This window comes from Stenotrophomonas acidaminiphila (assembly GCF_014109845.1).
GTDB classification, from domain to species: domain Bacteria; phylum Pseudomonadota; class Gammaproteobacteria; order Xanthomonadales; family Xanthomonadaceae; genus Stenotrophomonas; species Stenotrophomonas acidaminiphila.
In genome coordinates this window covers 244,040-268,151 of the sequence record NZ_CP043567.1, presented here as the reverse complement: position 1 = coordinate 268,151, position 24,112 = coordinate 244,040, and the positions used below count along the sequence as shown (strand labels likewise).

The following is a 24,112-nucleotide window of genomic DNA, read 5'->3' as shown; positions in this document are numbered from 1 at the left end:
CGCGTGTCCCGGTCGCTGCCGCCTCGGGGGAGGGATGGCCGCCGTCGTCGCCGGGCCGGCCCGGGCCGGGCAGCCGCTCGCGCGTGCATCGGTCGGGCGCCGGCGCGCTCCCATCGCCTATGCTTCCACGATGGACGCAGGGCAATACGAACGGGACACGCCGCCACGGGCACTGGTATTCGGCGGCAGCGGACAGATCGGCGAACGGCTGCTGGCGGGCCTGCTGGCCCAGGGCTGGCAGGTGAGCGCGGTGTCGCGCATGCCGCGTGCGGCGGCGCCGGGGCTGGTATGGCGACAGGGCGACCTGTCCGGCCACTGGCAGGATGATGGTCCGTTCGATGCGGTGTTCAGCTGCGGCCCGCTCGACCACTTCGCGCGCTGGTACCAGTCCTCGGACATCGCCGCGCCACGGGTGGTCGCGTTCGGCTCCACCAGTGTCGAGGTCAAGGGCGATTCGAGCGAACCGGCCGAGCGCGACGTCGCCCACCGCCTGCGCCAGGCCGAGGCCACCCTGTTCGCCGCCGCGCGCGCGCGCGGCGTGGCGGCCACGGTGCTGCGCCCGACCCTGGTCTATGGCGCCGGCCGCGACGCCACGCTCACCGCGATCGCCCGGCTGGCCACGCGCGCCGGCATGTTCGTGCTGCCCACGGGCGCCGATGGCCTGCGCCAGCCGGTGCACGTGCAGGACCTGGCCGATGCCGCGCTGCAGGTGCTGCTGCACCCGGCCACCGCCGGCCGCGCCTATGCGCTCGGCGGCGGTGAACGCCTGGGCTATGCGGAGATGGTGCGGCGGGTACTGGCTTCGCTGCAGCCGCCGCCGCGCCTGCTGCGGGTGCCGGCGCCGCTGTTCCGCGGGGCCTTGGCGGCAGCCCATGGCATCGGCCGCCTGCGCGGCATGAACGCCGCGGCGCTGGCGCGCATGCGCGAACCGCTGGTGTTCGATATCGCACCGGCGCAGCGCGACTTCGGCTACGCTCCGCGCCCGTTCAACCCGACCCGGGACATGTTCGGGCTGTAATGCCGGGCCTCGCGCCTTGCCGGCGCCGCCTGCGGCGGCTGTGCCGGCTCAGTACTTCCAGCCGAACTGCCGGTACAGCTTGGCCAGTACCCAGATCGGCCCGATCAGCAGGTAGGTCAGGTCGGTGAGGAAACTGGGCCTGCGGCCTTCGACATGGTGGCCGACGAACTGCGCGATCCAGGCCACCACGAACACGCCGATGCCGGAGAAAAGCAGGCCGCGCACGCCGATGCGGTCTTCCAGCAGCCGGCACATGCAGCCGGCGACGAAGAACAGGATCAGCATGCCGATGCCCAGTGGCCGCGACAGGCGGTTGTAGTACGCCCACGCGCCGAACATCGCCAGCGCCGCCCAGATGCCGTTCTGGAACCAGGGCAGCAGCGGCGGGATGCACCACAGCAGGGCGACCACCGACCACAGGATGGCCGGTACCGCGACCACGTGGATGGCCTGGTTGACGGGATTGCGGTGGTCGCCGGAATAGCTGGCGAACCAACGATCGATGGGGCGTGCGGCGCTCATGTCCATGCTGCCTCTTCTCCCGGCAGGGCCTGTGGTGCGCGCCCGGGCGGGCGCGCCGGTGCTCAGTCTAGGTGGATGCCCGCCAGCTTCTGCAGGGCTTCGGCGTACTTGTCGCGGGTGCGCGAGATCACCTCGGCCGGCAGCACCGGCCCGGGGGCGGTCTTGTCCCAGTCCAGCGTTTCCAGGTAGTCGCGCACGAACTGCTTGTCGTAGCTCGGCGGGCTGGTGCCGACCGCGTACTCGTCGGCCGGCCAGTAGCGCGAGGAGTCCGGGGTCAGCATCTCGTCCATGATGTACAGGCGGCCATCGGCGTCGGTGCCGAACTCGAACTTGGTGTCGGCCAGCAGGATGCCGCGCTCGGCCGCGTACTCGGCGGCGAACTTGTAGATGCGCAGGGTCGCGTCGCGTACTTTCTCGGCAAGCTCGGCGCCCACCGACTTGACCATCGCGTCGAAGTCGATGTTCTCGTCATGGTCGCCCACCGCGGCCTTGGTGGACGGGGTGAAGATCGGCTCGGGCAGCTTCTGTGCCTGCTGCAGGCCGTCGGGCAGCTTGATGCCGCTGACCTGGCCGGTGCGCTGGTAGTCCTTCCAGCCGCTGCCGATCAGGTAGCCGCGGGCGATGGCTTCCACCGGTACCGGCTTGAGCCTGCGGGTCACCACCGCACGCCGGGCGTACAGCGCCGGGTCCACGCCTTCCGGCAACACGCTGGCCACGTCGATGCCGGTCAGGTGGTTGGGCATCAGGTGCGCGGTCTTGGCGAACCAGAAATTGGAGACCTGGCACAGCATCTCGCCCTTGCCGGGGATCGGGTCGGGCAGCACCACGTCGAACGCGGACAGGCGGTCGGTGGCCACGATGAGCAGGTAATCGCCGGCAGGCGTGTCGGCCGGCAGGCGTTCGCGCGGGATATCGAATACATCGCGCACCTTGCCGCGGTGGCGCAAGGGCAGGCCGGGAAGATCGGATTGCAGCAGCGTGGTCGGCACGGGCACTCCTGGAACTTGGCGATGAGGCCGTCGGCACAGGACCCGGGGGGCCCGCGGCGGGACGGCGGGCGGCCTAGTGTAAGGCCGTCCGGGGCCGCTGTGGCATAAAATGCGGGTCCGATCTTCGAGGCCACGGCCCTGCCCATGCGCTGGTACGGAAAACTGCTGGGATTCTTCGCCGGCGCCCTGCTGTTCAGGCCCAACCCGCTGTTCGGCGCGGTGGTGGGCGTGCTGCTGGGGCATGCGTTCGACAGCGACTGGTTCAGGCTCGGCAAGGATCTGCCCTACCGCGAGCTGGGCGTCACCCGCGAGGCCAGCGACGCCGAGATCGACCTGGCCTACCGCCGCCTGATGTCCCAGTACCACCCCGACAAACTGTCCGGGGCCGCGCCCGAGCTGCGCGCCCAGGCCGAGAAGAAGGCCCGGCAGATCAACGCCGCCTACGACCGCATCAAAACCCTGCGCAAGCGCTGAAAGGCCCCGTCATGTCCAACTGCATCATCGCCCCGTCCATCCTCTCGGCCGATTTCGCCCGGCTCGGCGAGGAGGTCGACACCGTCCTCGCCGCCGGTGCCGACTGGGTCCATTTCGACGTGATGGACAACCATTACGTGCCCAACCTGACCATCGGCCCGATGGTCTGCCAGGCGCTGCGCAGGCATGGCGTGACCGCACCGATCGACGTGCACCTGATGGTCGAGCCGGTGGACCGCATCGTGCCGGACTTCGCCGAGGCCGGCGCCAGCCTCATCAGCTTCCACCCGGAAGCGTCGCGGCACGTCCACCGCACCATCCAGCTGATCAGGTCGCACGGCTGCAAGGCCGGCCTGGTGCTCAACCCGGCGACCCCGGTGGAAGTGCTGGACTGGGTGCTGGAGGACTTGGACCTGGTGCTGCTGATGTCGGTCAACCCCGGCTTCGGCGGCCAGGCCTTCATTCCCTCGACCCTGGAGAAGCTGCGCGCGGTGCGGGCGATGATCGACAAGCTCGGCAAGCCGGTGATCCTGGAAGTGGACGGTGGCGTGAAGGCCGACAACATCGGGCAGATCGCCGCCGCCGGTGCCGATGCCTTCGTCGCCGGCTCGGCCATCTTCAACGCCCCGGACTACGCGCAGGTGATCGCGCAGATGCGCGCCAACGTCGCCGCGGCGCGGGGCTGAGCATGGCCGCCGGCCTGCATATCCGCCCGGCCACCGCCGATGACGCGGGGCTGATCCTGCACTTCATCCGCGAGCTGGCGATCTACGAACGGGCCGAGTCGTCGGTGCAGACCGACGAGGCCGGGATCCGCGCCAGCCTGTTCGGTGCCGATGCCAAGGCGCAGGCGCTGGTCTGCGAGCGCGACGGGCAGGCCATCGGCTACGCGGTCTACTTCTACAACTATTCCACCTGGCTGGGCCGCAACGGCATCTACCTGGAAGACCTGTACGTCAGCCCGGAGCATCGCGGCTGCGGGGCGGGCAAGGCGCTGCTGCAGCACATCGCGCGGCTGGCGGTGGCGCAGGGCTGCGGCCGCTTCGAGTGGTCGGTGCTGGACTGGAATACGCCGGCGATCGACTTCTACCGCGCCGCCGGCGCGCTGCCACAGGACGAGTGGACCGTGTACCGGCTGCAGGGCGATGCGCTGCGACGCTTCGCCGAAGGCTGAATCCCGGCGCCGGCGGTGCGTGGCGGCCGTCCCGGGCCGGGCCTGCGGCGGCAAAAAAAGGGCCGTGGCGTCGCCGCCACGGCCGGGGGAATTCGTGGGAGGCTGATCCTGCCTCCATCCATCGTCCCTGCTATGGCCTTCCATGTTCCAGGGGATTGATGACGCGGCGATGACGATGGCGTTGCCGTTGCATGGCGGGCGCACATTACACAGCGTTCATGCGTGCGCCACGCTCCCGTTAGCCGGTGCGGCGCAATCTGTCGGCGATGGTTGGAAACGCCATCTTCCCGAACTTCCACGCTGTAGCCCGCCCAAAGGATCACGCACATGAAGACCTCCGCCCTGTTCCTCGCCGTCGGCCTGGCCCTGGGGGCCGGCACCGCGTTCGCCGCCCAGTCGACCCCGGCCACCCCCGCCACGCCTGCCACCCCGGCGGCCCCGGCCATGCAGATGGCGCCGGCTGCCAAGACCGCCGCCGCACCGGCCACCAAGCACCACGCCAAGAAGCACCACCACCACGCCGCCGCCAAGCCGGCCACGCCTGCCACCCCGGCAGACGGCAAGTAAGTCCCCGGCCCGGGAGGGTCACGCCGGTCCGTCGGCCGGCGTGATCCGCCTGCGTCCGGTCGGGCCACCGTGACGGAGGGCAGGGCAATGAACACCGCTACCCATCGCCCGTATCGCGTGATGGTGCTGGTCGTGATGGCCGTGCTTGGCGGCGCAATGCCGCAGGCCGCCGGTCCCGCACCCGCCGTCGCCACTGCCGCCACTGCCCCGGCTGCGGGGCCGCTGCCGGCAGGGGCCAGGCCGCCGCCGCGCTGCCTCAAGCGCAGCGCCCTGGGCAAGTGCGAACGCCGCGTGCCGTCAACGGTCCGCCAGCCCCCGCCGGCCACCCCGGCCCAGCGCACCGAGCGGCAACCGCAGGCATGACGGCCGGCGCCACTGGTGGCGCTATGCTTGCCCCAATCAGGCCACAGCCAAGCCGCCATGCGCATACTGGTCGTCGAGGACGATACCCAGATTTCGGCCTTCATCGCCAAGGGGCTGCGCGAGGACGGACACGTCGTGGACTGCGTGGACAACGGCCGCGACGGCCTGTTCATGGCCACCACCGAAGCCTATGCCGCGGTCGTGCTCGATCGCATGCTTCCCGGCCTGGACGGCCTCACCGTGCTGCGCGCGCTGCGTGGCGCCGGCAATGCGGTGCCGGTGCTGCTGCTGACCGCGCTGGCCGATGTCGACCACCGGGTGGAAGGCCTGCGCGCCGGTGCCGACGACTATCTGGTCAAGCCGTTCGCGTTCGCCGAACTCAGCGCCCGGCTCGACGGCCTGTCGCGGCGCAGCCCGGCCGCGTCGCCGGCCGCGCCATCGACGCGGCTGCAGGTGGCCGACCTGGAGCTGGACCTGCTGCGCCGCACCGCCTCGCGCGCCGGGCGCGCCATCGAGCTGCTGCCGCGCGAGTTCATGCTGCTCGAATACCTGATGCGCAACGCCGGCCGGGTGGTCACCCGCACGATGCTGCTGGAATCGGTGTGGAACTACCACTTCGATCCGCAGACCAACGTGATCGACGTGCACATCAGCCGCCTGCGGCAGAAGATCGACCATGGTTTCGCCAGCACGCTGCTGCATACCGTGCGCGGCGCCGGTTACCGGCTCGACGGGTGATGCGCCTGCTGCGCTCCACCACCTCGCGGCTGGCGCTGGCGGTGTCCGTCGCCTTCCTGCTGGCGTTCATCGTGCTCGGCACCGGCGTCTATGCCGCGGTGTCCACCCTGCTCGAGCGGGACGCGCACGAGGTCGTGCGCACCGATGCGGCCGGGCTGCGCGATCTCTACCGGCACGCCGGCTACGCGCGGCTGCGCGAGGAGCTGGAGGCGCGCATCGGGACTCCGGATGACCCGGACATGCTGTACATGCTGCTGGACAGCCATGGCAACGTCATCGCCGGTACCCTGCTGGACGTGCCCGGCTGGAACGGGCGTGCGCGCTGGCTGCAGTTCATCGACGAGGCATCCGACGACACCCCGCGGGTGATCGCGCAGCAGCAGGTGCTGGACAACGGCCAGTACCTGCTCACCGGGCTGCGCATGCGTTCGGAGGACGGCTTCCTGCGCCTGATCCTGCATTCGGCGCTGGCCGCGCTGCTGGCCGCGGCGGTGATGGGGGCGATGGTCGGCGGCTGGACCTCGCGCTGGGTGGCGCGGCGGCTGGGCAGCCTGGACCGTACCGCCGAGCGTGTGGCGGCCGGCGAGATGGGCCTGCGCGTGCGCAGCGATGGCAGCGGCGATGCGTTCGACCGGGTCGCGCTGCGCTTCAACGGCATGCTCGACCGGATACAGGCGCTGCTCGATGCGGTCCGCCATGCCACCGATCACATCGCCCATGACCTGCGCACCCCGCTGAGCCGCCTGCGCACGCGGCTGGAATCGATGCGCGAGGTGCCGGCGATCGCCGCCTCGCCCGCGGCGATCGCCGAACTGGATGCCGGGCTGGCGGAAGCCGACGGCCTGCTGCAATCCTTCTCCGCGCTGCTGCGGCTGTCGCGGATCGAGGCACAGCCGGCGACTGCCGGCGATGCCAGCGTGGTCGACCTGGAGCAACTGGTCGACGATGTGGTCGAGCTCTACCAGCCGGTCGCCGCCCAGCGCGGCATGCGCCTGCATGTCGTGGGCGCGCCGCTGCAGGTGGCGGGCGACCCCGACCAGCTGTTCCAGGTGCTGGTGAACCTGCTCGACAACGCGCTCAAGTACGGGCCGGCCGGCGGTACCGTCACCCTGGCCATGGCGGCCGCGGGCGGCCAGGTCGAGCTCAGCGTCCGCGATCAGGGGCCCGGCATTCCCGAGGGCGACCGCCAGCGCGTGTTCGACCGTTTCGAGCGCCTGCAGGCCGATCGCGGCCAGGCCGGTACCGGGCTGGGGTTGAGCCTGGTGCGGGCCATCGTCGCCCGCCACCGCGGCAGCGTCGTCCTGTCCGATGGCGACGCCGGCCCCGGCGGCAGCCCGGGGTTGTGCGTGACCGTGCATCTGCCGCGCCGGCCGCCCGCTACCGTGACCTGAGGCCGGTGGTGGGCGCGCGCGCCGCGCTCCGGGGCGGGCCGGACAGTTGCCCCTGCAAGCGCTCCAGCCGGGTGCCACGGTCCCCGCTGGGGCCCATTTGCGGTACAGTTGCGCGGTGCCCATTCTGACGACCAAGCGTTCCCTTTCTTCCGCTCGCCGCTGGTGGCGATGGTGGCCCGTTGCCGTCGTCCGTACCGCCACCGTCGATTCCCGGAAGGAAAGCCGTCTTGATCACGCAAGAGCAGTTCCAGCAGCTGGCCGCTGAAGGCCACAGCGCGCACCCGCATAATTTCGTACCCGTCGTCCGCGAAGTGCTGTCCGACCTGGACACGCCGCTGTCGGTCTACCTCAAGCTCGCCGACGGCCCATATACCTACCTGTTCGAATCGGTCGAGGGCGGCGAGCGCTTCGGGCGCTATTCGATCATCGGCCTGCCGGCGCGGCGCACCTACAGCTTCCGCGGCCACACGCTGGAAGTGAGCGATCTGGGCGAAGTCGTCGAGCGTCGCGAGGTGGCTGACCCGCTGGCCGAGGTGGAAGTGCTGCGCAGGCAGTACTCGGTGCCGCAGCTGGATGGCCTGCCGGGCTTCACCGGCGGCCTGGTCGGCTGGTTCGGCTTCGAGTGCATCCAGTACATCGAGCCGCACCTGGGCGCGGGCGAGAAGCCTGATGAACTCGGTACGCCCGACATCCTGCTGATGCTGTCCGAAGAGCTGGCGGTGTTCGACAACCTCAAGGGCCGCCTGTACCTGATCGTGCATGCCGACCCGGCGCAGCCGCAGGCCTGGGCGCGCGCCAACCGGCGTCTCGATGAGCTGGCGCACCGCCTGCGCCAGGGCGGTGCCGGTTACCCGCAGGCGCAGGTGTCCGACGCCATCGACGAGCAGGATTTCCAGTCCTCGTTCACCCGCGAGGAGTACCACGCGGTGGTGCGCAAGGCGCAGGAATACGTGCGCGCCGGCGACATCTTCCAGGTGGTGCCGAGCCAGCGCCTGCGCGTGCCGTTCCGTGCGCGGCCGATCGATGTGTACCGCGCCCTGCGTGCGTTGAATCCGTCGCCGTACATGTATTTCATCGATGTTGGCGGCACCCAGGTGGTCGGCTCCTCGCCGGAAATCCTGGCGCGCCTGCGCGATGGCATCGTCACCGTGCGTCCAATCGCCGGCACCCGTCCACGCGGCGCCACGCCGGAGCTGGACAAGGCCCTGGAAGTCGAACTGCTGGCCGATCCCAAGGAGCGCGCCGAGCACGTGATGCTGATCGACCTCGGCCGCAACGATGTCGGCCGCGTCGCCGAGCCGGGCACGGTGAGGGTGGGCGAGCAGTTCGTGATCGAGCGCTACAGCCATGTCATGCATATCGTCAGCGAGGTCACCGGCACCTTGAAGGCCGGGTTGAGCTACAGCGACGTGATGCGTGCGACCTTCCCGGCCGGTACCGTCAGCGGCGCGCCGAAGATCCGCGCGCTGGAGATCATCCGCGAGCTGGAGCCGGTCAAGCGCAACGTCTATTCCGGCGCGGTCGGCTACATCGGTTGGAACGGCGATGCCGATACCGCCATTGCCATCCGCACCGCGGTGATCCAGGACGGTTACCTGTACGTGCAGGCCGGTGGTGGCGTGGTCTATGACTCCGATCCGGATGCCGAATGGCAGGAGACCATGAACAAGGGCCGCGCGCTGTTCCGCGCGGTGGCGCAGGCGGCGAAGGGGCTGTAACCGGCCCGCGACTGCACTGTAGTGATCTCACCGTTGTCCCTCTCACCCTGACAAGGAGTGCCGCATGAAGCTGTCGAACATGTTGCTGTGGTCATCGCTGCTGGTTGCCGCTGTTCCGCAGGCGTGGGCGCAGGCCAACTCCATTCCGTCACAGCCGCACCTGCTGGTGAAGGGCGATGCCAGCCGCAAGGTGATGCCGGATCGCTTCGTGGTGAAGATCGCGCTGGAGTCGGTGGATATGCAGACCGACATCGCCCGTCGCAAGGTTCAGGCCAATGCAGAGCGGACGATGGCCTTGTTCGCCAGGCACGGCGCCATCGCCGAGACGGTGCGTATGGACAACCTCAGCATCGAGCCATCCACGCGTTACAAGGACGATGAGGATGTGTTTGTGGGTACCGCCGTCAGCCGTGACCTGGAAGGTGCGTTCGAGAAGCCGGAGCAGTTGCAGGCCTTTCTTGGTGAGTTGAACGCCAGCAAGGAGGTTCAGGTGCGGACCGCCGCTCCGCTGTATTCGGGTGAGTCGCGTCTGCGGGCTGAGCTCAAGGCCGAAGCGGCTGCGCAGACGCGCGCGTCTGCCAAGGGGCTCGCGGATGCCTACGGGGCGAAGATCATCGGCCTCTATACGATTTCCGATGTCGCCCCCAGTTTTGCTTACGGAGTGCAGGCTGGCAGCTGGCAAAATGCAAACAGAGCCGACACCTTTTATGGAGAGGGTGGTTCGCTGGACCGGCTGCACGTCACCGGTAGCCGCAATGTTGGTTATGCGGCGCCACCGCCCGGAGAGCAGCTGATTGCCCGGCCAATCACCTACACCGAAAACGTCTACGCCATCTTCCTGATTAGCGATGGAAACTGAACCATGCTGTTGATGATCGATAACTGTCATCGCAGTCCGCTGTAGTCCGCGTACGTCCGGGATGGCTCCTGAAACGACTTGAAACAACTGCTAATGCGTACATGACTGTCCGTCGATGTCCGTGGCAATCCAAGAAAATTGCGGGTACCGTAGGGGGTATCGAAGGCCCGATACCCGCACATGTCGCTTACGGATGCCAAGATTCGCGCAAGCAAGCCAGGGCCCAAGCCAAGCAAGTTGGCTGACGGTGGAGGGCTCTACCTGGAGGTCCGGCCGAGTGGTGCGAAGTTGTGGCGCTATCGCTATCGGATCGCCAGCAAGGAGAACATCTTTGCGATTGGTGAGTACCCGGAAATCTCGCTTGCCGAGGCGCGGAGTGAGCTCGCAAAAGCCCGGGTACTCGTCAAGCAGGGGCTGCACCCATCCCACAATCGCCAAGCGGAACGGTTGCGCAACGTGTCGGGTAACGCCAATACGTTCGAGGCCGTGGCCAATGAGTGGATATCGAAGAAGGCCAATGGCTGGACGCCGTACTACCAGCGTCAGGTGCAAGGCTTCCTGAAGGCTGATGTACTTCCTCACATCGGAAAGCTGCCGATCCGCAAGGTGACATCGGCTCATCTGTTGGAAATCATCCGACGTATCGAAGATCGAGGAGCTGCGACCGTCGCCTTGCTGGTGCGCCAGTGGTCGTCGGCAATCTTTCGTTACGCCGTCGCTACCCTGCGTGCGGATAGCGACCCCGCTGCCGCACTGCGCGGCGCGATTCACCGGCCGAAGGTCGAGCATCGCAAGGCGCTTTCACCGGACCAGATTGCGGACTTCGTCAAGGCCCTGGAAAGCTATGGCGGCTACCGCACCACCGTAATTGCCTTGCACTTGATGCTGCTGACCTTTGTTCGTACGGTCGAGCTCAGAAAAGCGTTGTGGTCCGAGTTCGATCTAGATCGCGGCAAGTGGCGCATCCCCGCTGATCGAATGAAGATGCGGGAGACGCACATAGTTCCGCTGTCGAGACAAGCTGTGGTCCTCCTGAAGGAATTGAAGACCTATACCGGTGGCCGCGACTTTCTTTTCCCGAACTATCGCAGTCCAAAGGACTGCATGACGGCAACGACCCTCAATCGTGCCTTGGAGCGAATGGGTTTCAATGGCAAGGACAGCATCGGATTCTCCGCCCATGGATTTCGGGCTACCGCATCAACCATTCTTAACGAGAAGGGCTACCGGTCCGAGGTCATAGAGCGACAGCTCGCGCATGCGGAGCGTGACAAGGTGCGGGCGGCCTACAATCACGCAGAATACTTGGGGGAACGCACAGAGATGATGCAGACGTGGGCAGACTACATAGCCACCTTGCTGCCCGAGATCGTAGAGCTAGGGAACGTCAGGGGCTCCGAGGGGGCTGCCGATGCTGCTGTTCCGGGGCATCAGACTGAAAGGCGCCCTTAGCAGTGGAGCGGTGACTCGTTGTGGGCTGCTAATTGAGGGGGCGGTACATCGGTTTCAGATCTCATCGACGCTCTGGCCGAAGGATGAAAGAACGGCTTTGGAGCTAGCATTAGGCCTCACATTACTAGTGAACTGAATCCCTACTCGTGTGCGCATCCGGGCGGCCGCTCAACGAAGGCTTGCGCCCGCATCCCTGTTGGTTAGCCGAGCGCACGGTTCCTCCGCGGGAAAGCATCAACACTCTAAGCTTGGAATGAACGGTGCAACAGTCAGAACGCGTTGAGGCGTAGATCTAAGGAGTCTTCGATAATGACTGGCCAATCAGGCTGCGATATCAACTGTGCCACTTCAGTGGGTGCCTCGCTCAACCAGCGGTGTGCATGCGAAGTAGTCGACGTCTTGCGGCTGCACGAGTCGATCCGGGCCGCCTTCTCGGAGTCCATGTCTGACCCGGCCGTTCACGCACATCTGTTCTCTCGGTACGCCCTGTTCGTCGACCGTGCGGCGTTGGATGCCATGGGGCGAGTCGCGGCGGCGCTCTTCGAAGTTGCAGAGAATCCACGATACCGCGAGCGCGTCCTGCAATGGGCCCCCGACATCGCAACCCATTACCCGGGTTCGGCGGGTGGCGTCCTGGGGCTGGACTTTCACCTGACCGTCGACGGCCCGCGGTTGATCGAGGTCAACACCAATCCAGGCGGGCTGCTCCTCAATGCCGTGCTGCTCGATGCCGTGAGATCTTGCGCGCCGACTGCGTGGACCACCTGGACCACGGCGACGGAGGCCCATAGCGCGGCTGTAGCCGCCTGGCTTGACGATGCCCGGCAGCAGTCGGGCCGCGCGCCGTCCCGTGTGGCCATCGTGGACAGCGCCCCGCGGGAGCAGTTCCTCTACCCCGAGTTCGAGCTGTACGCGGACGCATTCCGGGAGCACGGCGTGGACTGCGTGATACGCGCGCCCGAGGATCTGAGGTTCGGCCCGGAGGGGCTTGCAGATGCCGACGGCCCGATCGACATGGTCTACAACAGGTTGACCGATTTCGCGCTTGAGGAAGCTTCGCATGCGGACCTTCGTCAGGCCTATCTCGCAGGGGACGTCGCACTCACCCCGCATCCGCGTGCGCACGCGCTGTTCGCCGACAAGCGCAACCTGGCGGTGCTTGGAGACGCGGCTTTGCTCGGCGGGTTTGGGGTCGATGCGGGTTTGACAGCCCTGCTGGCCGAGGTGATCCCGACAACGGTTGAAGTCGTCCCCGGAAACCGGGATGCGCTGTGGGCAGCGCGCAACGGCTACTTCTTCAAGCCTGCAGCAGGGTTCGGCAGCCGTGGCAGCTATCGGGGCGACAAGCTCACCCGGCGAACGTGGGAGTCGATGGCGTCGGCGACCTACATCGCACAGGCCTTCGCGCCACCGAGCATGCGGATCGTGCATGGGGGCCAGTCCCTCAAGGCGGACGTGCGCTGCTTCGCGTCCGAGGCGGGTGTGCTGTTGTTCGCGGCCCGGCTTTATCAGGGCCAGACTACGAACATGCGCACCCCAGGTGGTGGATTCGCAGCGGTGCTCACGACGCCACTGATCGGCGAGTAATCCTGGCTGGGGCCGCCCTGGCGGTATGCCGTGGACTACAGCCAGGCCAATGCTGATTCGGCCAGCTCGCGTTCCTCATCGATCGCGACGTTCCAGATGGCCGGCCCGCTCGCGGCATCGATCCGCGTGGCCCCAGCATCGTTGTCGTCAGGTGCCAGCGCCAGGCCAAGCCAGCCCAAGCGCGCGATGATCCGCGCCCGCAGACCCGGCGCGCGGTGGCCGATGCCGCCGGAAAAGACGACATGGTCGAGTCCGCCGATTCCCGTGGCCATGGCCGCGATGGACTGCGCGATCCGGACTGCGAAGAGGTCCACGGCAAGCTGGGCCTGCGGGCCAGGATCGGCAAGCAGCACGCGCATATCGCCGTGCCCGGCGATGCCGGCAAGACCTGCAGTGCGGGACAAACCATCTTCAATCGCTTGCGCGTCCAGCCGTTCGTGCCTGAGCAGGTACAGCAACGCACCGGGATCGAGATCCCCGGAGCGGGTAGGGCTCGGGATTCCCCCCAGCGGAGTGAGCGCCATGGTGGTGTCGCGGCTCCGACCGTCCTCGACGGCGCAGACGCTGCAACCACCCCCCAGATGCGCGAAGACGGCGCGGCTCCGCAGGATTCCGGCGTCCTGGCTGGCCACGACTCGCAGTGCAGAGGCGAAGGCGAGTCCGTGGAAACCGTAGCGGCGGACGCCCAGCGCATCCCATGCTTCGGGGATGGGCAGGCGCTGGCTCCAGGGTGCGAGTGTCACGTGGAAGTCCGTGTCGAAGGCCACGCCCTGGCGGGCTTGCGGCCAACGCAGGCGCGCGGCACGCGCGAACGCGAGGGCGACCGGCTGGTGCAAGGGTGCGAATGGCACCAAGGCATCCAGTTTCGCAAGTACATCTTCGTCGAGCTCGCTGGCGTTGCGCAGGTCGCCGCCATGTACGATTCGGTGGACCACCACGTCGGGGCCGGGCGCCGGTATCGACAATATTTCGAGCAGGGTGGCAAGTCGCTCTTGCGCATCCGCGCCGACGGCAATCTCGGCCCGGGAGCGCTCCACGACGCGTGGCTGCGCGCCTGGCCCCTCAGCGTGCAACAGATAGCACGCGCCCTTGAGGGTGGACGAGCCAACGTTGAGTGCCAGAAGCCGGCGCGTGGTCATAGGTGTCGCCAGTGCATGTTCATGGGGACCGTACCGCCCGGCGCAACAGCTGCGCATTGATCGCCACCACGATGGTGCTCAGCGACATGAGCACTGCACCAAGCGCGGGTTGCAGCATGATCCCCCATGCAGCGAGAACGCCGGCAGCGAGCGGGATGGCGACGATGTTGTACCCGGCGGCCCACCACAGGTTCTGGATCATCTTGCGATAGGTCGCCTTGCTCAATGCAATGATCGCAGGGACGTCGCGCGGGTCGCTGCGCACAAGTACGACGTCGCCAGCCTCGACCGCGACATCCGTCCCTGTGCCGATGGCGATGCCGACGTCGGCTGTGAGCAGCGCCGGCGCGTCATTGACGCCGTCGCCCACCATCGCGACGCGCTTCCCTTGGGCCTGCAGTTCCTCGATCTTTGCCACCTTGTCCTCTGGCAGGACCTCGGCGAAGACGGTGTCGATATTGAGCTCCTTCCCGACCGCATTGCCGACTGCGGTGGAATCACCAGTCAGCAGCACAACCTCCAGTCCGTTGTCGTGCAGACGCTTGACCGCATCGAACGATTCGGGACGGATGGCGTCAGCGATCGCGAACACGGCGAGCACCCGGTCGCCTTCCACCAGGTAGGTTGCAGATTGACCATCGGCTGCCGCTGATTCGGCAGCCCGCCGAAGCGTCTCCGGCGGTTCGACCGCGAGCATTCTCAACAGACCCGGCCCGCCAACGTGGAGCGAGCGCTCCTCGACGACTGCGCGCACGCCGCGTCCCGGCATGGACTCGAAGTCCTGCGACATCGGAACGTCGATGCCATGTTCCTTGGCGCTGGTCATCAGCGCCTGCGCGATCGGATGTTCAGCGTCGCGCTGGACCGACGCGGCCACGCGAAGCACCTCGTCGTCGGTGAGTCCATCGGCGGCAGTGGTCTTTACGACGCGGTGCGAACCGAGCGTGAGCGTGCCTGTCTTGTCGAACACGACCGTGTTCAGCAAACGGGCCTCTTCCAGGCCGCGTCGATCGCGCACGAGCAGGCCGTTCCGTGCGCCAATCGTGGTCGAGATGGCGGTCACCAGCGGGATGGCCAAACCCAGCGCATGGGGACAGGCGATCACGAGCACGGTCACTACGCGCTCGATCGTGAAGCTCCACGGTCGACCGAGGAGTGGCCAGACAATGGCGGTAACCGCGGCGGAGACGATGGCGATGATCGTGAGGTAGAACGCCGCCCGGTCCGCCAGGGCCTGGGCGCGCGAGCGCGACGTCTGGGCCTGCTCGACGAGCCGCATGATACCCGCGAGCGCGGTCTCGTCGCCGGTTCCCGTCACCTCGACACGCAACGAGCCCTGTCCGTTGACGGTGCCGGCGATCACCCGGTCGCCCGTCGACTTGTCCATCGGCTTGGACTCGCCGGTGATCATCGCTTCGTTGACGGCGCTGGTCCCTTCCTTCACGACGCCGTCGGCGGGAATGCTCGCGCCGGGCCTGATGAGCAGCAGGTCGCCGCGCTTCAGTTCCGCGACAGGGACTTCCTTCGCGGTACCGGCCTCATCCAACCGCACCGCCATATCAGGCAGCAGCTTCGCGAGTTCCTTGAGAGCGCCCTGTGCCTGGTTGATCGAACGCATCTCGATCCAGTGGCCGAGCAACATGATCGCCACCAGCGTCGCCAGCTCCCACCACAGATCCAGTCCCTCGACAAGGCCGAGCGTGACCACGGCGCTGTAAACAAAGGCGACGGTGATCGCAAGCGAGATCAGCGTCATCATCCCCGGCAAACGACTGCGCAGTTCCTGGTATCCGCCGCGGAGGAACGGCGAGCCGCCGTAGAAGTACACGACCGTGCCGAACATCGCGGGGATGTACGCCGCGCCCGGGAACTGCGGTGCGGTGTAGTCGAACCAATGCTGGATCATCCCGCTCCAGATCAACGTGGGGATGGTCAGCAGCAGCGTGAGCCAGAACTTGTCGCGGAAGCCCGCCGCGCTGTGGCCGGCATGCTTGTCGTGCCCGGCATGGGCATCGCCATCGCCACGCTTGCGGGAAACAGGCGATTGTTCGCTATGTGCCTGGTGATCTTGATGATGGTGGTTGTGTTGCGTCATGGGTCTGCCTTCCTGGATGCACTGATGCACTGGGCGTCAGCGGGGAGATAGATCAGGGGTTTTGAAACAGACTGTCGGGAAATCGGCCATTCCCGATGTTCGTTGCTCCGGCTGGTCACAGGTGCCCCGATCTGGCGATGGCCATTACCAGCCGCAGGGATAGCAGGCCCGCTGCAGTGAAGGCCAGCACCGCCATGACAGGCAGGTGACCGAACACTTGCGGGCCGTCGGAATGCAGGCTCAACAGCGCACCGCTTACGTACAGGCCCAAGGTGACCAGGGCCAACGCCAGCCGGTTGCCCGTGCGCGCGATTGCCTCCTGCGTGGAACTCAGGCCATGGTGGTGTACGGAGAAGGCGGGTCGTCCGTCGCTCAGTTGCGCCTGCCGCAACAGGTCGGTGGCGATCTGTGGCAATTGGCGCGCAGTGCGGGCCAGCCGCATGGCAAGCGGCCTGTTGCCGCTGGGGCGGCTGGCTTCGGCAATGTCGGCGATCGCGGCCGCCTGCGCGGACAGCGTCCCCAGCAGGTCCAGATCCGGATCCAGCGCCCGCAGCGTGTTCTCGACCAGGAACAGCGTCCGGATCAGGGACAGCAGGTGGGCCGGAAGCCGGAAGCCAGCGCCCTGCCCAATGCGTGCCACGCGCCAGATTGCCTCGGCAATGGACCACTGCGCCAGCGGACGGCTGGCCATCTCGGCCAGGATCAGGTGGATCTCGCGCACATGCGAGCGGCGGTCGACCTGCGGCGGGAAGAAGCCCATGGCGATCGCTGCATCCAGCACGCCCTCGGCGTCGTCGGCCGCAATGGCCTCGACCATGCCGCCGAGCGCGAGCCGGGATGCAGGGTCGAGCACGCCGATCGAGCCAAAGTCATGCAGGCACAGGCGACCGTCGTCAAAGAAGAACAGATTCCCCGGGTGCGGGTCGGCATGGAAGACGCCGGCGCCGAAGAGCTGATGCACGTAGGCACCGAGCAGCGCCCTTGCCAGTGCGGGAGCCGCCGCCGTTCCATAAGCGGCTTCCAGGCGGGTGCCGTGGCTACGATCCTGGATCAGCACGTCGCGTGTGGCGTAGGGCTCAACGACATGTGGCTGTGTGATGCCGGGCAGGGCATCGAGCACCTTCGCCATGCGGCGCATGTTCTGCGCCTCGTGACGCATGTCGATTTCATCGCGCAGGAATGCGCCCAGCTCGTCCACCAGTTCGAGGGGGCGGTGTCGCTTCAGAGGCGGCCAGATCCACTGGGCTACGCGCAGCGTGCGTCGAAGCAGCCGCAGGTCAGCCTGCACTTGAGCGTGGATGCCGGGCCGGGTGACCTTGACGACCACGTCGCGACCGTCATGCATGCGTGCCGGATGGATCTGAGCCACCGACGCGGCGGCCAGCGGATGGTCATCGAAGCTGGCGAAAAGCTCTTCGACGGAGGCGCCGAACGCATGCTCGACCATGTGTCTGGCCTGGTCAGCAGGAAATGCCGGCACGTCGCTGTGCAACCGCGACAATGCCTCGCGATAGGGCGCCGGCAGCAGGTCCCAGCGCAGGCTCAAACCCTGGCCCAGCTTGACGAAGGTGGTACCCAGCCCCACCAGGGTGGCGCTGACGTACGCGGGAAGCCGTTCGGGTCTGCGTCGGCGCAGGCGCAACACCGCGACCCCGAGAGTCAGTCCGGCCCAGGCGATCTGGCCTCCGCGGCGCACCGTGCCCGCCATCAGCGCGAGCCGGCTCACGATGCCGGCCCCGCTTCCGCGCGCAGGATGGCGGTCGGATCGCCGCGACCATCCACGGCCGCCAGCTCCGCTTCGGACAGCAGGTTGTCGCGGGACTCGCCGAGGACGCCCGCAGCCGCGTCAACCACGTGCGCCCAGGTGCTGCGGTTGGCGAACAGCAGGCCCGGCACGTCCAGTGTGCCGCCCCGGTTGACGAAGCCCAGCGCCGCGGTGGTGGTGGGGCCGGTGTCGAGTCGGCGCAGCGCACCGAGGAAGGGCTCCGGACGGGTGTGGGTAACGAATACGCGCGGCCGGCCCACCGGAAACAGCGCTTGGACCGCACTGTCGGAGTGCACGTACCTTGCCTCCTCCGGATCGCGCGGGGCGCGAAATCGGCCGGGTTCGGCGAGATAGACGATCGCGGCCGACATTCCGCGTGCGGCCAGACGCGCCTGTGCGCGGCGCACTTCCTGCAGCTGGTACGCGCCGGTGGCCACCAGCAGGATCGCCGCCGTCTCCGGATCGCCGGCGAGGCATGTTGCGCCGGTCTCGGCCAGTGCCTGGGCCTGCTGCGGGGTCAGCTCATGAGGCACCGGACGCTTGGGAACGACCAGTGTGGTGACCGTGCCCCGTTGCGCGTAGGCGCGGGCGAGGGCGGCGGCAGCGCCATTGGCGTCCGGCGGGAACACCACGCGCGAAATGTCGGCCATTTCGCCCATGAGTGCCTCGGCCATGGTCGGATCCTGGTGGGACTGTTCGTTCTTCGCGTTCTCCCACGTGTGCGAGGTCAGCACCAGGGGCACGCCCAGCCAGCCGGGTGGGCGCCCGGCCTGGGCTTGGTGGCGGGCGAAGATCAGTTCCTGACGTACGGCGCCGAGCATCTTCGGTGCAAACGCCTCGTAGGTGACCACCAGGTTTAGCCCGCCCTTGTTGCCGAGCGCCGCGCAGACCACGGCTTCTTCGTTGAGCGCAGTGATGACCGCGCCGGTTGGCGATTCGGCGACGCCGGGCTCGGGCTCGTGCACCCGGTGCTTCATCGCGTCCAGGGTCCGGTCGAGCTTGTTGCTGCGCAGCTCATCGGGATTGCCCACGCGCACCCGCAGTCCCGGATTCGCCTCGGCGATGGCGACGAACTGCTCGTCGAGTGCGGTCATTGGCGAGCTCTCACCGCCGGCGCCGCGGTCGGCGATCGCCGGGACGCGGGGCGGTTCCACCTGGCGATCGGCCAGCGCATGGTCGCGCTCGCGCACCCGCTGCTGGAGATCGTGGCTGTTGAGTGCGGCAACGGCCTGCTCGAGCTCCGACGCGGCCACGAACAGCGCCGCTGCGGCTTCATTGAAGAGCGTGCGCGCCGCGGCATCCTTCGCCGGATTCCCCGGCAGCGGCAAGTTGTGCGAGGCGTTGGTCCCGGCGCCGGGGAAGCCGAAGCCCTTGACGGTTTCGGCGATGCCATAGGGCAGCCGCACGTCGGCGGGAACAGCGGCGCCCGCTTGCAGGCGCGACTCCATCACGTGGATGCCCCACGCGATGCTGGCCGGATCGCGCCCGTCCAGCGCGATCGGATCAAAGCCGTTCAATCGCAGGTGCCGGTCCAGCCACCGCTCGCCGCCCTGCTGGGTGATCTGGCTGCGCTGTTCGATGCGGCGCCCGTTGAGGATGATGATCGGGCTGACCAGTCCGCTGTCCTCGGCGCGCCACCAGCGTGGCGCCCAGTCGCTGCCACGCTGTTCCTCGAACGCACCGTCGCTGAGGAAGGCGACCAGGCGTTCATCCTTGAGCGGCGCATGCACGTACTGCAGCTCGGCAAAGCCGAGATAGCCGCCTTCCATCACGCCCCCGGCGGTGTGCGCATTGACGTGGGAGCCGAGGGGCGACGCCGGCGTTCCGTCCGGATTGAGGGTGTAGGCATAGAAGTCGCTTACGAACCGGCTCAGCCCTTCGCCGGTGCGGTCGTAACGTTCGGCGTGCCGGTCGGTCATGTTGCCAACCAGCACGTTCAGCGCGTCGATGGCGGCCACGCAGTGCCCCTGGCCCATCATCCACGCGCGGGTGACGCCATCCAGGGAATCCATCAGCAGGTAGCCGGCGTAGGCGGGCACCATGTTGAGGGACCCGCCGGTGTGGCCTTCAGGCGTGGTCTTGAAATCATCGACCTCCAGGGCTGCGCCGTCGGTACGAACGCGCTGGCTGTAGGTCATGTGCGCCACCAGCCACATGCCGGCGCTGGTGACGCGGTCGGCCGCGGCGAGCCGCTGCCATGCGGTGCCGGCATCCGGCGTGCGGCCCAGGGCGACCAGCTCGTGCACCATCTGGCGGACCCGGAGCTGGGTAAGCGGGTCATGTCGGATCACCCCGTAGCCGGCCGCCCAGTGGGCGAACGCGGGATCGGCCTGCCGGTGGGCGTCGGCGAGTTCAAGGATCCGCTGGCGCTCGGCGGCCGACAGCTGGTCGGCGGTGCAGCAGTTGAGATGCAGGTTCATGGGTCCTCCGGGGAATCGGTCGAAGCGGTCATCAGCGTCGATGCCGCGGCGGCGAGGTCCGCACCCAGCGCGATGGCGTTGGAGGGGTGGGAAATGGTGTCAGTGCTGACGATGCGGGCCAGGCCCGCCTCCTGCAGGCGGGCATAGGCGTCGCCTGCGAACACCGGATGGATAGCGACCAGCAACGGCGACGGCAACGACAACCGGCGCAGGTGTGCGAGGGTCTCCAGGATCGTGTGGCCGGACGACACGATGTCGTCGATCAGCACCGGAGTCCGACCAGCCACGGCTGCCGGGTCGGGCAGGCTGACGCGCACGTCGTAGTCGCCGTGCCGCTCCTTGGCCAGCACCTGGTAGGGCATGCTGGACAGGGCGGCGATGTCCGCTACCCACTGCTCGCTCTCGCTGTCAGGGCCGATCAGCACAGCGTCGGGGACGGTCTCAGCGATCCAGCGGGCCACGGCCGGCGTCGCCGATACGTGGACCGTCGGAATGCGGTAGAGCGACTGCAGGCGCTCGACGCGGTGCAGGTGCGGGTCCACGGTCACCAGCCAGTCGAAAGCCTCTTCGAGGAATTGCGCAAACAGCGGTGTACTGACCGCCTCGCCGCGATGGAAGCGGGTGTCCTGGCGCATATACCCCAGGTAGGGTGCGATGAGGCCGACCGAACGAGCCCCGAACTCGCGCGCGGTCCGGGCGGCGAAGCGCAACGGGAGGGCCAAAGCATCGGCGTGGCGCAGGCTGGCCAGGATGGCCACATCCGCGCCAGCCAGCGAGTCCTCCAGGGTCACCAGCGACTCGCCATCGGGAAAGTGCCGCCAAGCCACAGGTGCAATGCGCGCCTGCATAGCCTGGTTCATGGTGCTGGCCAATGCTGCATCGGCCGGGAAAGGCATCAGCACACGGGTCATGGAACCTCTCCAAGGACGAAGGGTTGCAAGGTGGCGGCGTGCTCCAGCGCATAGGCCAGCTCGCCCGGAGACTCCGCATGCAGGGTCAGCAGAGGCTGTCCGCGCTCGACCGCATCGCCGACGCGCAGACTCGTTTCCAGGCCGGCGGTGGGGGATGTGGGTGCGCCGGCCAACTTGGCCAGCTTGGCCAGCCTGCGGTTGTCGATTTCCGTGATGCGGCCCGACGCGGATGCCGGAACGTCGGCGGTGAATGGCGCCCGCGCCGGTTCGCGGAAGCCTCCCTGGGCTTCGCAGATCGCCAGGAACTTGGCCAGCGCCCTCCCGGAATCCAGCACGCTGCGCGCGCGTTCCAGTCCGGTGCCGGCGTTGCTGCCCGGTGCCATGTCCAGCAGCGCCGCGGACAGCGCAAGTGCGCGTTCGCGAAGGTCGGCGGGTGCATCGGCTGCGTTGCGCAGCACCTTGAGCACATCGTGCGCCTCGAGCGCCGGGCCGATGCCCCGGCCCACCGGCTGGGTGCCGTCGGAGCGATGGATGCCCAGCTGCAATCCAAGCGCAGCCGCGGTGTGCGCAAGCCGTGAGCCCAGACTGTGGGCCGCAGCCTCGCTGCGCACCTTGGCGGTTGGACCCACGGGCATGTCGATCAGCACGTGGGTGGAGCCGGCGGCGATCTTCTTCGACAGCACGCTGGCGACCAGTTGGCCGTCGCTGTCGAAGTCCAGCGGCCGCTGCACCCGGATCAGGATGTCGTCGGCCGGGCTCAGGCGCACGTTGCCGCCCCAGACGATGCAGCCGCCCTCGCGCTCCACCACCCGCCGCATCGCCGCCAGGTCGAGCGCCACCGGCGCCATCACTTCCATGGTGTCGGCGGTGCCTGCCGGAGACGTGATCGCGCGCGACGAGGTCTTCGGAATGCGGTAGCCCAGCGCGGCCACGATGGCCACCACGATCGGGGTGGTGCGATTGCCCGGCAGGCCGCCCACGCAGTGCTTGTCCAGCACCGGCCCTTCGCCCCAGTCCAGGCGCTGGCCGACGGCGATCATGGCGCGCGTCAGCGCGGTCGTCTCCGCGTGGTCCAGGCGGTCGCCGGCGCTGGCTGTGACGAACGCGGCAAGCTCCAGGTCCGACAACCTGTTTTCCATCACGTCTTGCACCAGGGCAAGGTACTGCGCGTCGTCCAGCCGCGCGCCGAATACCTTGGCCCGGAGCGCGCCTGCCGACGACGCGGGTTCCGCATGCCCGACCCAGGCCAAGGCATCGGGCATGGGATCCAGCAGCGTCCACGCGGCCTCCGACAGGGCTATCTCATCCAGGCCAAGCCGATCGTCGACAACCACGTTCAGCGTCGCCACCAACGTGCGGGCGTCCACGTCCAGCCTCACGCGTGTCATCGCGGCAAAGCCCTCCGAGCGGCAGACTTCGCAGTCGCGATGCATGTAGACCACCGGCTGCTGGTAGGTGTCGATGCCGGCACGGGTGACGCGCAGGCGGGTATGGCCTGCGGCCTGCCCGGTCATTGCGCATCCTCCAGTCCCACGCGCTCCAGGTGCTCGGGCACGCGCGCCCGCCAGCCCAGCTCGCGCTGCACGCGCCCGCGCAACGTGTCGGCTGCATCGGGCTCGCCATGGGTGAGATAGACGACGCGCGGCGCGGATGGCGCGGTGCGCATCCAGTCCAGCAGCTCCCCGGCGTCGGCGTGGCCGGAAAAGCCTTGCAACTGCACCACCTCGGCGCGCATGGGCACCTCGCGACCGAACATGCGCAAGCTGGGCTTGCCCGCCGCGAGCGCGGCACCGCGTGTTCCACCGGCCTGGTAGCCGGCGAGCAGGATCGCGTTGCGGTCATCGGGGCCGAACGCCTCGATGTGGTGAAGCACGCGTCCACCGGTGATCATGCCGCTGGCGGAGATGATAATCATCGGCCCGCGCTGGCGGTTGAGCGCCTTCGACTCTTCCACCGTGTTGACGAAGGTGGCCACGTCGAACATCCGCTGGCAGTCCTCTTCGGACACGTGGTGTTCGGAATGGTGGGCGTGGTAATGCCGGGTCGCGTTGATCGCCATCGGGCTGTTGAGGTAGACCGGCACGCGGGGAATCTCCTTGCGCTCGCGCAGCCGGGAGATATGCAGCATGAGCGCCTGGGCGCGGCCGATGGCAAAGGCGGGGATGACGATCACGCCCCCGCGGGCCGCAACGCGGCGGATGATGGGCGCCAGTTCCGCTTCCTGGTCGATGGGAATGTGTTCGCGGTCGCCATACGTGGACTCGCAGACCAGCACGTCACAGGCGGGCAGCGGCGTGGGCGGATTCATCAGCGATTCCTGCTGACGCCCCAGATCGCCACTGAAGTGCAGACGCTGGCCCTGGACGTCCAAGCTGAGGTGTGCGGCGCCCAGGATGTGGCCGGCGGGATGGAAGCGGACCTTGAAGCCCGACGCGACCTCGATGTCGCGCTCGTAGTCATGCCCCTTGAGCTGCTTCAGGCTGCGGCGGGCGTCCTCCTCGGTGTAAAGCGGTCGAGGTTCCTTGTGCTTGGAGTACCCCTTGCGGGCTGCGTACTTCGCCTCTTCTTCAAGCAGGTGCCCGCTGTCGGGAAGCAGCAGGCCACACAGGGACACGCTGGCGTGGGTGCAGTGGATCCAGCCGCGGAATCCCTGTTTGACCAGCGCGGGCAGGTAGCCCGAATGATCCAGATGGGCGTGGGTCAGGACCACCGCGTCGATGGACGCCGGATCGACTGGGAACGGTGCCCGGTTGCGGTCGCGCAGCTGCTTGTAGCCCTGGAAGAGACCGCAGTCGACCAGCACGCGCTGGCCATTGGCCTCGACCAGGTAGCGCGATCCGGTGACGGTACCGGCGGCACCGAGGAACTGCAGCGTCGGGCGGGAAGTCGAGGTCATGATGAGCTCCGGTTCTGGCAGGAAGTGATGGCGG

The 24,112-nt window shown here is 67.8% G+C and carries 21 protein-coding genes; 12 read left to right on the top strand and 9 right to left on the bottom strand.

Features of this window, described 5'->3' with window-relative positions; all coding sequences use genetic code 11:
* Positions 1 to 130 precede the first annotated feature (130 nt).
* Positions 131 to 1,018: an NAD-dependent epimerase/dehydratase family protein gene (locus F0P95_RS01465; RefSeq protein WP_182335413.1), complete on the top strand. Its 888-nt coding sequence runs from the start codon at positions 131 to 133 to the stop codon at positions 1,016 to 1,018.
* 48 nt (positions 1,019 to 1,066) lie between these two features.
* On the opposite strand, the gene F0P95_RS01460 is transcribed toward F0P95_RS01465, so the two are convergent.
* Complete coding sequence (locus F0P95_RS01460) at positions 1,067 to 1,546, bottom strand: Mpo1 family 2-hydroxy fatty acid dioxygenase (RefSeq protein WP_182335412.1); 480 nt, start codon at positions 1,544 to 1,546, stop codon at positions 1,067 to 1,069.
* Positions 1,547 to 1,602: 56 nt separating this feature from the next.
* On the bottom strand, positions 1,603 to 2,529 hold the full coding sequence (locus tag F0P95_RS01455; protein ID WP_182335411.1) for a phosphoribosylaminoimidazolesuccinocarboxamide synthase: 927 nt from the start codon (positions 2,527 to 2,529) through the stop codon (positions 1,603 to 1,605).
* Positions 2,530 to 2,673: 144 nt separating this feature from the next.
* Between F0P95_RS01455 and F0P95_RS01450 the strand changes: the two genes are divergently transcribed.
* The 11 genes from F0P95_RS01450 to F0P95_RS01400 all read left to right on the top strand — a co-directional run bounded on the left by F0P95_RS01450 (position 2,674) and on the right by F0P95_RS01400 (position 12,852).
* On the top strand, positions 2,674 to 3,003 hold the full coding sequence (locus F0P95_RS01450; RefSeq protein WP_182335410.1) for a J domain-containing protein: 330 nt from the start codon (positions 2,674 to 2,676) through the stop codon (positions 3,001 to 3,003).
* Positions 3,004 to 3,014: 11 nt separating this feature from the next.
* On the top strand, positions 3,015 to 3,689 hold the full coding sequence (gene rpe / locus F0P95_RS01445) for a ribulose-phosphate 3-epimerase (protein WP_054667849.1): 675 nt from the start codon (positions 3,015 to 3,017) through the stop codon (positions 3,687 to 3,689).
* A 2-nt stretch (positions 3,690 to 3,691) separates the two neighbouring features.
* Complete coding sequence (locus tag F0P95_RS01440; RefSeq protein WP_054667848.1) at positions 3,692 to 4,177, top strand: GNAT family N-acetyltransferase; 486 nt, start codon at positions 3,692 to 3,694, stop codon at positions 4,175 to 4,177.
* 327 nt (positions 4,178 to 4,504) lie between these two features.
* Positions 4,505 to 4,744, top strand: coding sequence for a hypothetical protein (locus F0P95_RS01435; RefSeq protein WP_182335409.1), 240 nt, complete (start codon positions 4,505 to 4,507; stop codon positions 4,742 to 4,744).
* An 87-nt stretch (positions 4,745 to 4,831) separates the two neighbouring features.
* Entirely contained in the window at positions 4,832 to 5,107 is a 276-nt protein-coding gene (locus tag F0P95_RS01430; protein WP_182335408.1) for a hypothetical protein, read from the top strand.
* A 57-nt stretch (positions 5,108 to 5,164) separates the two neighbouring features.
* Entirely contained in the window at positions 5,165 to 5,845 is a 681-nt protein-coding gene (locus F0P95_RS01425; protein ID WP_182335407.1) for a winged helix-turn-helix domain-containing protein, read from the top strand.
* Positions 5,845 to 7,236, top strand: coding sequence for a sensor histidine kinase (locus tag F0P95_RS01420; RefSeq protein WP_182335406.1), 1,392 nt, complete (start codon positions 5,845 to 5,847; stop codon positions 7,234 to 7,236). Before F0P95_RS01425 ends, F0P95_RS01420 begins: the two co-directional genes overlap by 1 nt.
* Before the next feature lie 227 nt (positions 7,237 to 7,463).
* Positions 7,464 to 8,954 (top strand): anthranilate synthase component I, encoded by a 1,491-nt coding sequence (gene trpE, locus F0P95_RS01415; RefSeq protein WP_182335405.1) that lies wholly within the window; start codon positions 7,464 to 7,466, stop codon positions 8,952 to 8,954.
* Positions 8,955 to 9,018: 64 nt separating this feature from the next.
* The gene (locus tag F0P95_RS01410) at positions 9,019 to 9,813 is read left to right on the top strand and encodes an SIMPL domain-containing protein (RefSeq protein WP_182335404.1); all 795 of its coding nucleotides are present in this window, start codon (positions 9,019 to 9,021) and stop codon (positions 9,811 to 9,813) included.
* A 180-nt stretch (positions 9,814 to 9,993) separates the two neighbouring features.
* Positions 9,994 to 11,265 (top strand): tyrosine-type recombinase/integrase, encoded by a 1,272-nt coding sequence (locus tag F0P95_RS01405; protein ID WP_182335403.1) that lies wholly within the window; start codon positions 9,994 to 9,996, stop codon positions 11,263 to 11,265.
* A gap of 399 nt (positions 11,266 to 11,664) precedes the next feature.
* A complete protein-coding gene (locus tag F0P95_RS01400) occupies positions 11,665 to 12,852 on the top strand; it encodes a hypothetical protein (protein ID WP_232528727.1) in 1,188 nt (395 codons plus the stop codon).
* A 35-nt stretch (positions 12,853 to 12,887) separates the two neighbouring features.
* Here F0P95_RS01400 and F0P95_RS01395 read toward each other — a convergent pair whose 3' ends face one another.
* From F0P95_RS01395 to F0P95_RS01365, 7 genes are all read right to left on the bottom strand, one after another.
* Positions 12,888 to 13,991 carry an acetate/propionate family kinase gene (locus tag F0P95_RS01395; protein WP_162797638.1) on the bottom strand — a complete coding sequence of 368 codons (1,104 nt, stop codon included), beginning with the start codon at positions 13,989 to 13,991 and terminating at the stop codon, positions 12,888 to 12,890.
* 19 nt (positions 13,992 to 14,010) lie between these two features.
* Positions 14,011 to 16,086, bottom strand: a complete 2,076-nt coding sequence (locus F0P95_RS01390; protein WP_182335402.1) for a heavy metal translocating P-type ATPase — start codon at positions 16,084 to 16,086, stop codon at positions 14,011 to 14,013.
* 115 nt (positions 16,087 to 16,201) lie between these two features.
* On the bottom strand, positions 16,202 to 17,812 hold the full coding sequence (locus tag F0P95_RS01385) for an ABC1 kinase family protein (protein ID WP_232528726.1): 1,611 nt from the start codon (positions 17,810 to 17,812) through the stop codon (positions 16,202 to 16,204).
* The gene (locus F0P95_RS01380; RefSeq protein WP_232528725.1) at positions 17,809 to 20,271 is read right to left on the bottom strand and encodes a phosphoketolase family protein; all 2,463 of its coding nucleotides are present in this window, start codon (positions 20,269 to 20,271) and stop codon (positions 17,809 to 17,811) included. Before F0P95_RS01380 ends, F0P95_RS01385 begins: the two co-directional genes overlap by 4 nt.
* The gene (locus tag F0P95_RS01375; protein ID WP_182335401.1) at positions 20,268 to 21,182 is read right to left on the bottom strand and encodes a ribose-phosphate diphosphokinase; all 915 of its coding nucleotides are present in this window, start codon (positions 21,180 to 21,182) and stop codon (positions 20,268 to 20,270) included. Before F0P95_RS01375 ends, F0P95_RS01380 begins: the two co-directional genes overlap by 4 nt.
* On the bottom strand, positions 21,179 to 22,696 hold the full coding sequence (locus F0P95_RS01370) for a thymidine phosphorylase family protein (RefSeq protein WP_182335400.1): 1,518 nt from the start codon (positions 22,694 to 22,696) through the stop codon (positions 21,179 to 21,181). The genes F0P95_RS01375 and F0P95_RS01370 overlap by 4 nt, the downstream gene beginning before the upstream one ends.
* On the bottom strand, positions 22,693 to 24,078 hold the full coding sequence (locus F0P95_RS01365) for an MBL fold metallo-hydrolase RNA specificity domain-containing protein (protein ID WP_162375437.1): 1,386 nt from the start codon (positions 24,076 to 24,078) through the stop codon (positions 22,693 to 22,695). The genes F0P95_RS01370 and F0P95_RS01365 overlap by 4 nt, the downstream gene beginning before the upstream one ends.
* Between the last annotated feature and the right edge of the window lie 34 nt (positions 24,079 to 24,112).

Excerpts from the sequence above, each read along its gene's own strand:
- rpe (WP_054667849.1), top strand. The coding sequence starts at position 3,015 with ATGTCCAACTGCATCATCGCCCCGTCCATCCTCTCGGCCGATTTCGCC.
- F0P95_RS01420 (WP_182335406.1), top strand. The coding sequence starts at position 5,845 with ATGCGCCTGCTGCGCTCCACCACCTCGCGGCTGGCGCTGGCGGTGTCC.
- F0P95_RS01365 (WP_162375437.1), bottom strand. The coding sequence starts at position 24,078 with ATGACCTCGACTTCCCGCCCGACGCTGCAGTTCCTCGGTGCCGCCGGT.
- F0P95_RS01410 (WP_182335404.1), top strand. The coding sequence starts at position 9,019 with ATGAAGCTGTCGAACATGTTGCTGTGGTCATCGCTGCTGGTTGCCGCT.
- F0P95_RS01390 (WP_182335402.1), bottom strand. The coding sequence starts at position 16,086 with ATGACGCAACACAACCACCATCATCAAGATCACCAGGCACATAGCGAA.
- F0P95_RS01450 (WP_182335410.1), top strand. The coding sequence starts at position 2,674 with ATGCGCTGGTACGGAAAACTGCTGGGATTCTTCGCCGGCGCCCTGCTG.
- F0P95_RS01435 (WP_182335409.1), top strand. The coding sequence starts at position 4,505 with ATGAAGACCTCCGCCCTGTTCCTCGCCGTCGGCCTGGCCCTGGGGGCC.
- F0P95_RS01425 (WP_182335407.1), top strand. The coding sequence starts at position 5,165 with ATGCGCATACTGGTCGTCGAGGACGATACCCAGATTTCGGCCTTCATC.
- F0P95_RS01375 (WP_182335401.1), bottom strand. The coding sequence starts at position 21,182 with ATGACCCGTGTGCTGATGCCTTTCCCGGCCGATGCAGCATTGGCCAGC.
- F0P95_RS01430 (WP_182335408.1), top strand. The coding sequence starts at position 4,832 with ATGAACACCGCTACCCATCGCCCGTATCGCGTGATGGTGCTGGTCGTG.
- F0P95_RS01460 (WP_182335412.1), bottom strand. The coding sequence starts at position 1,546 with ATGGACATGAGCGCCGCACGCCCCATCGATCGTTGGTTCGCCAGCTAT.
- F0P95_RS01370 (WP_182335400.1), bottom strand. The coding sequence starts at position 22,696 with ATGACCGGGCAGGCCGCAGGCCATACCCGCCTGCGCGTCACCCGTGCC.
- F0P95_RS01395 (WP_162797638.1), bottom strand. The coding sequence starts at position 13,991 with ATGACCACGCGCCGGCTTCTGGCACTCAACGTTGGCTCGTCCACCCTC.
- F0P95_RS01465 (WP_182335413.1), top strand. The coding sequence starts at position 131 with ATGGACGCAGGGCAATACGAACGGGACACGCCGCCACGGGCACTGGTA.
- F0P95_RS01380 (WP_232528725.1), bottom strand. The coding sequence starts at position 20,271 with ATGAACCTGCATCTCAACTGCTGCACCGCCGACCAGCTGTCGGCCGCC.
- F0P95_RS01405 (WP_182335403.1), top strand. The coding sequence starts at position 9,994 with ATGTCGCTTACGGATGCCAAGATTCGCGCAAGCAAGCCAGGGCCCAAG.
- F0P95_RS01440 (WP_054667848.1), top strand. The coding sequence starts at position 3,692 with ATGGCCGCCGGCCTGCATATCCGCCCGGCCACCGCCGATGACGCGGGG.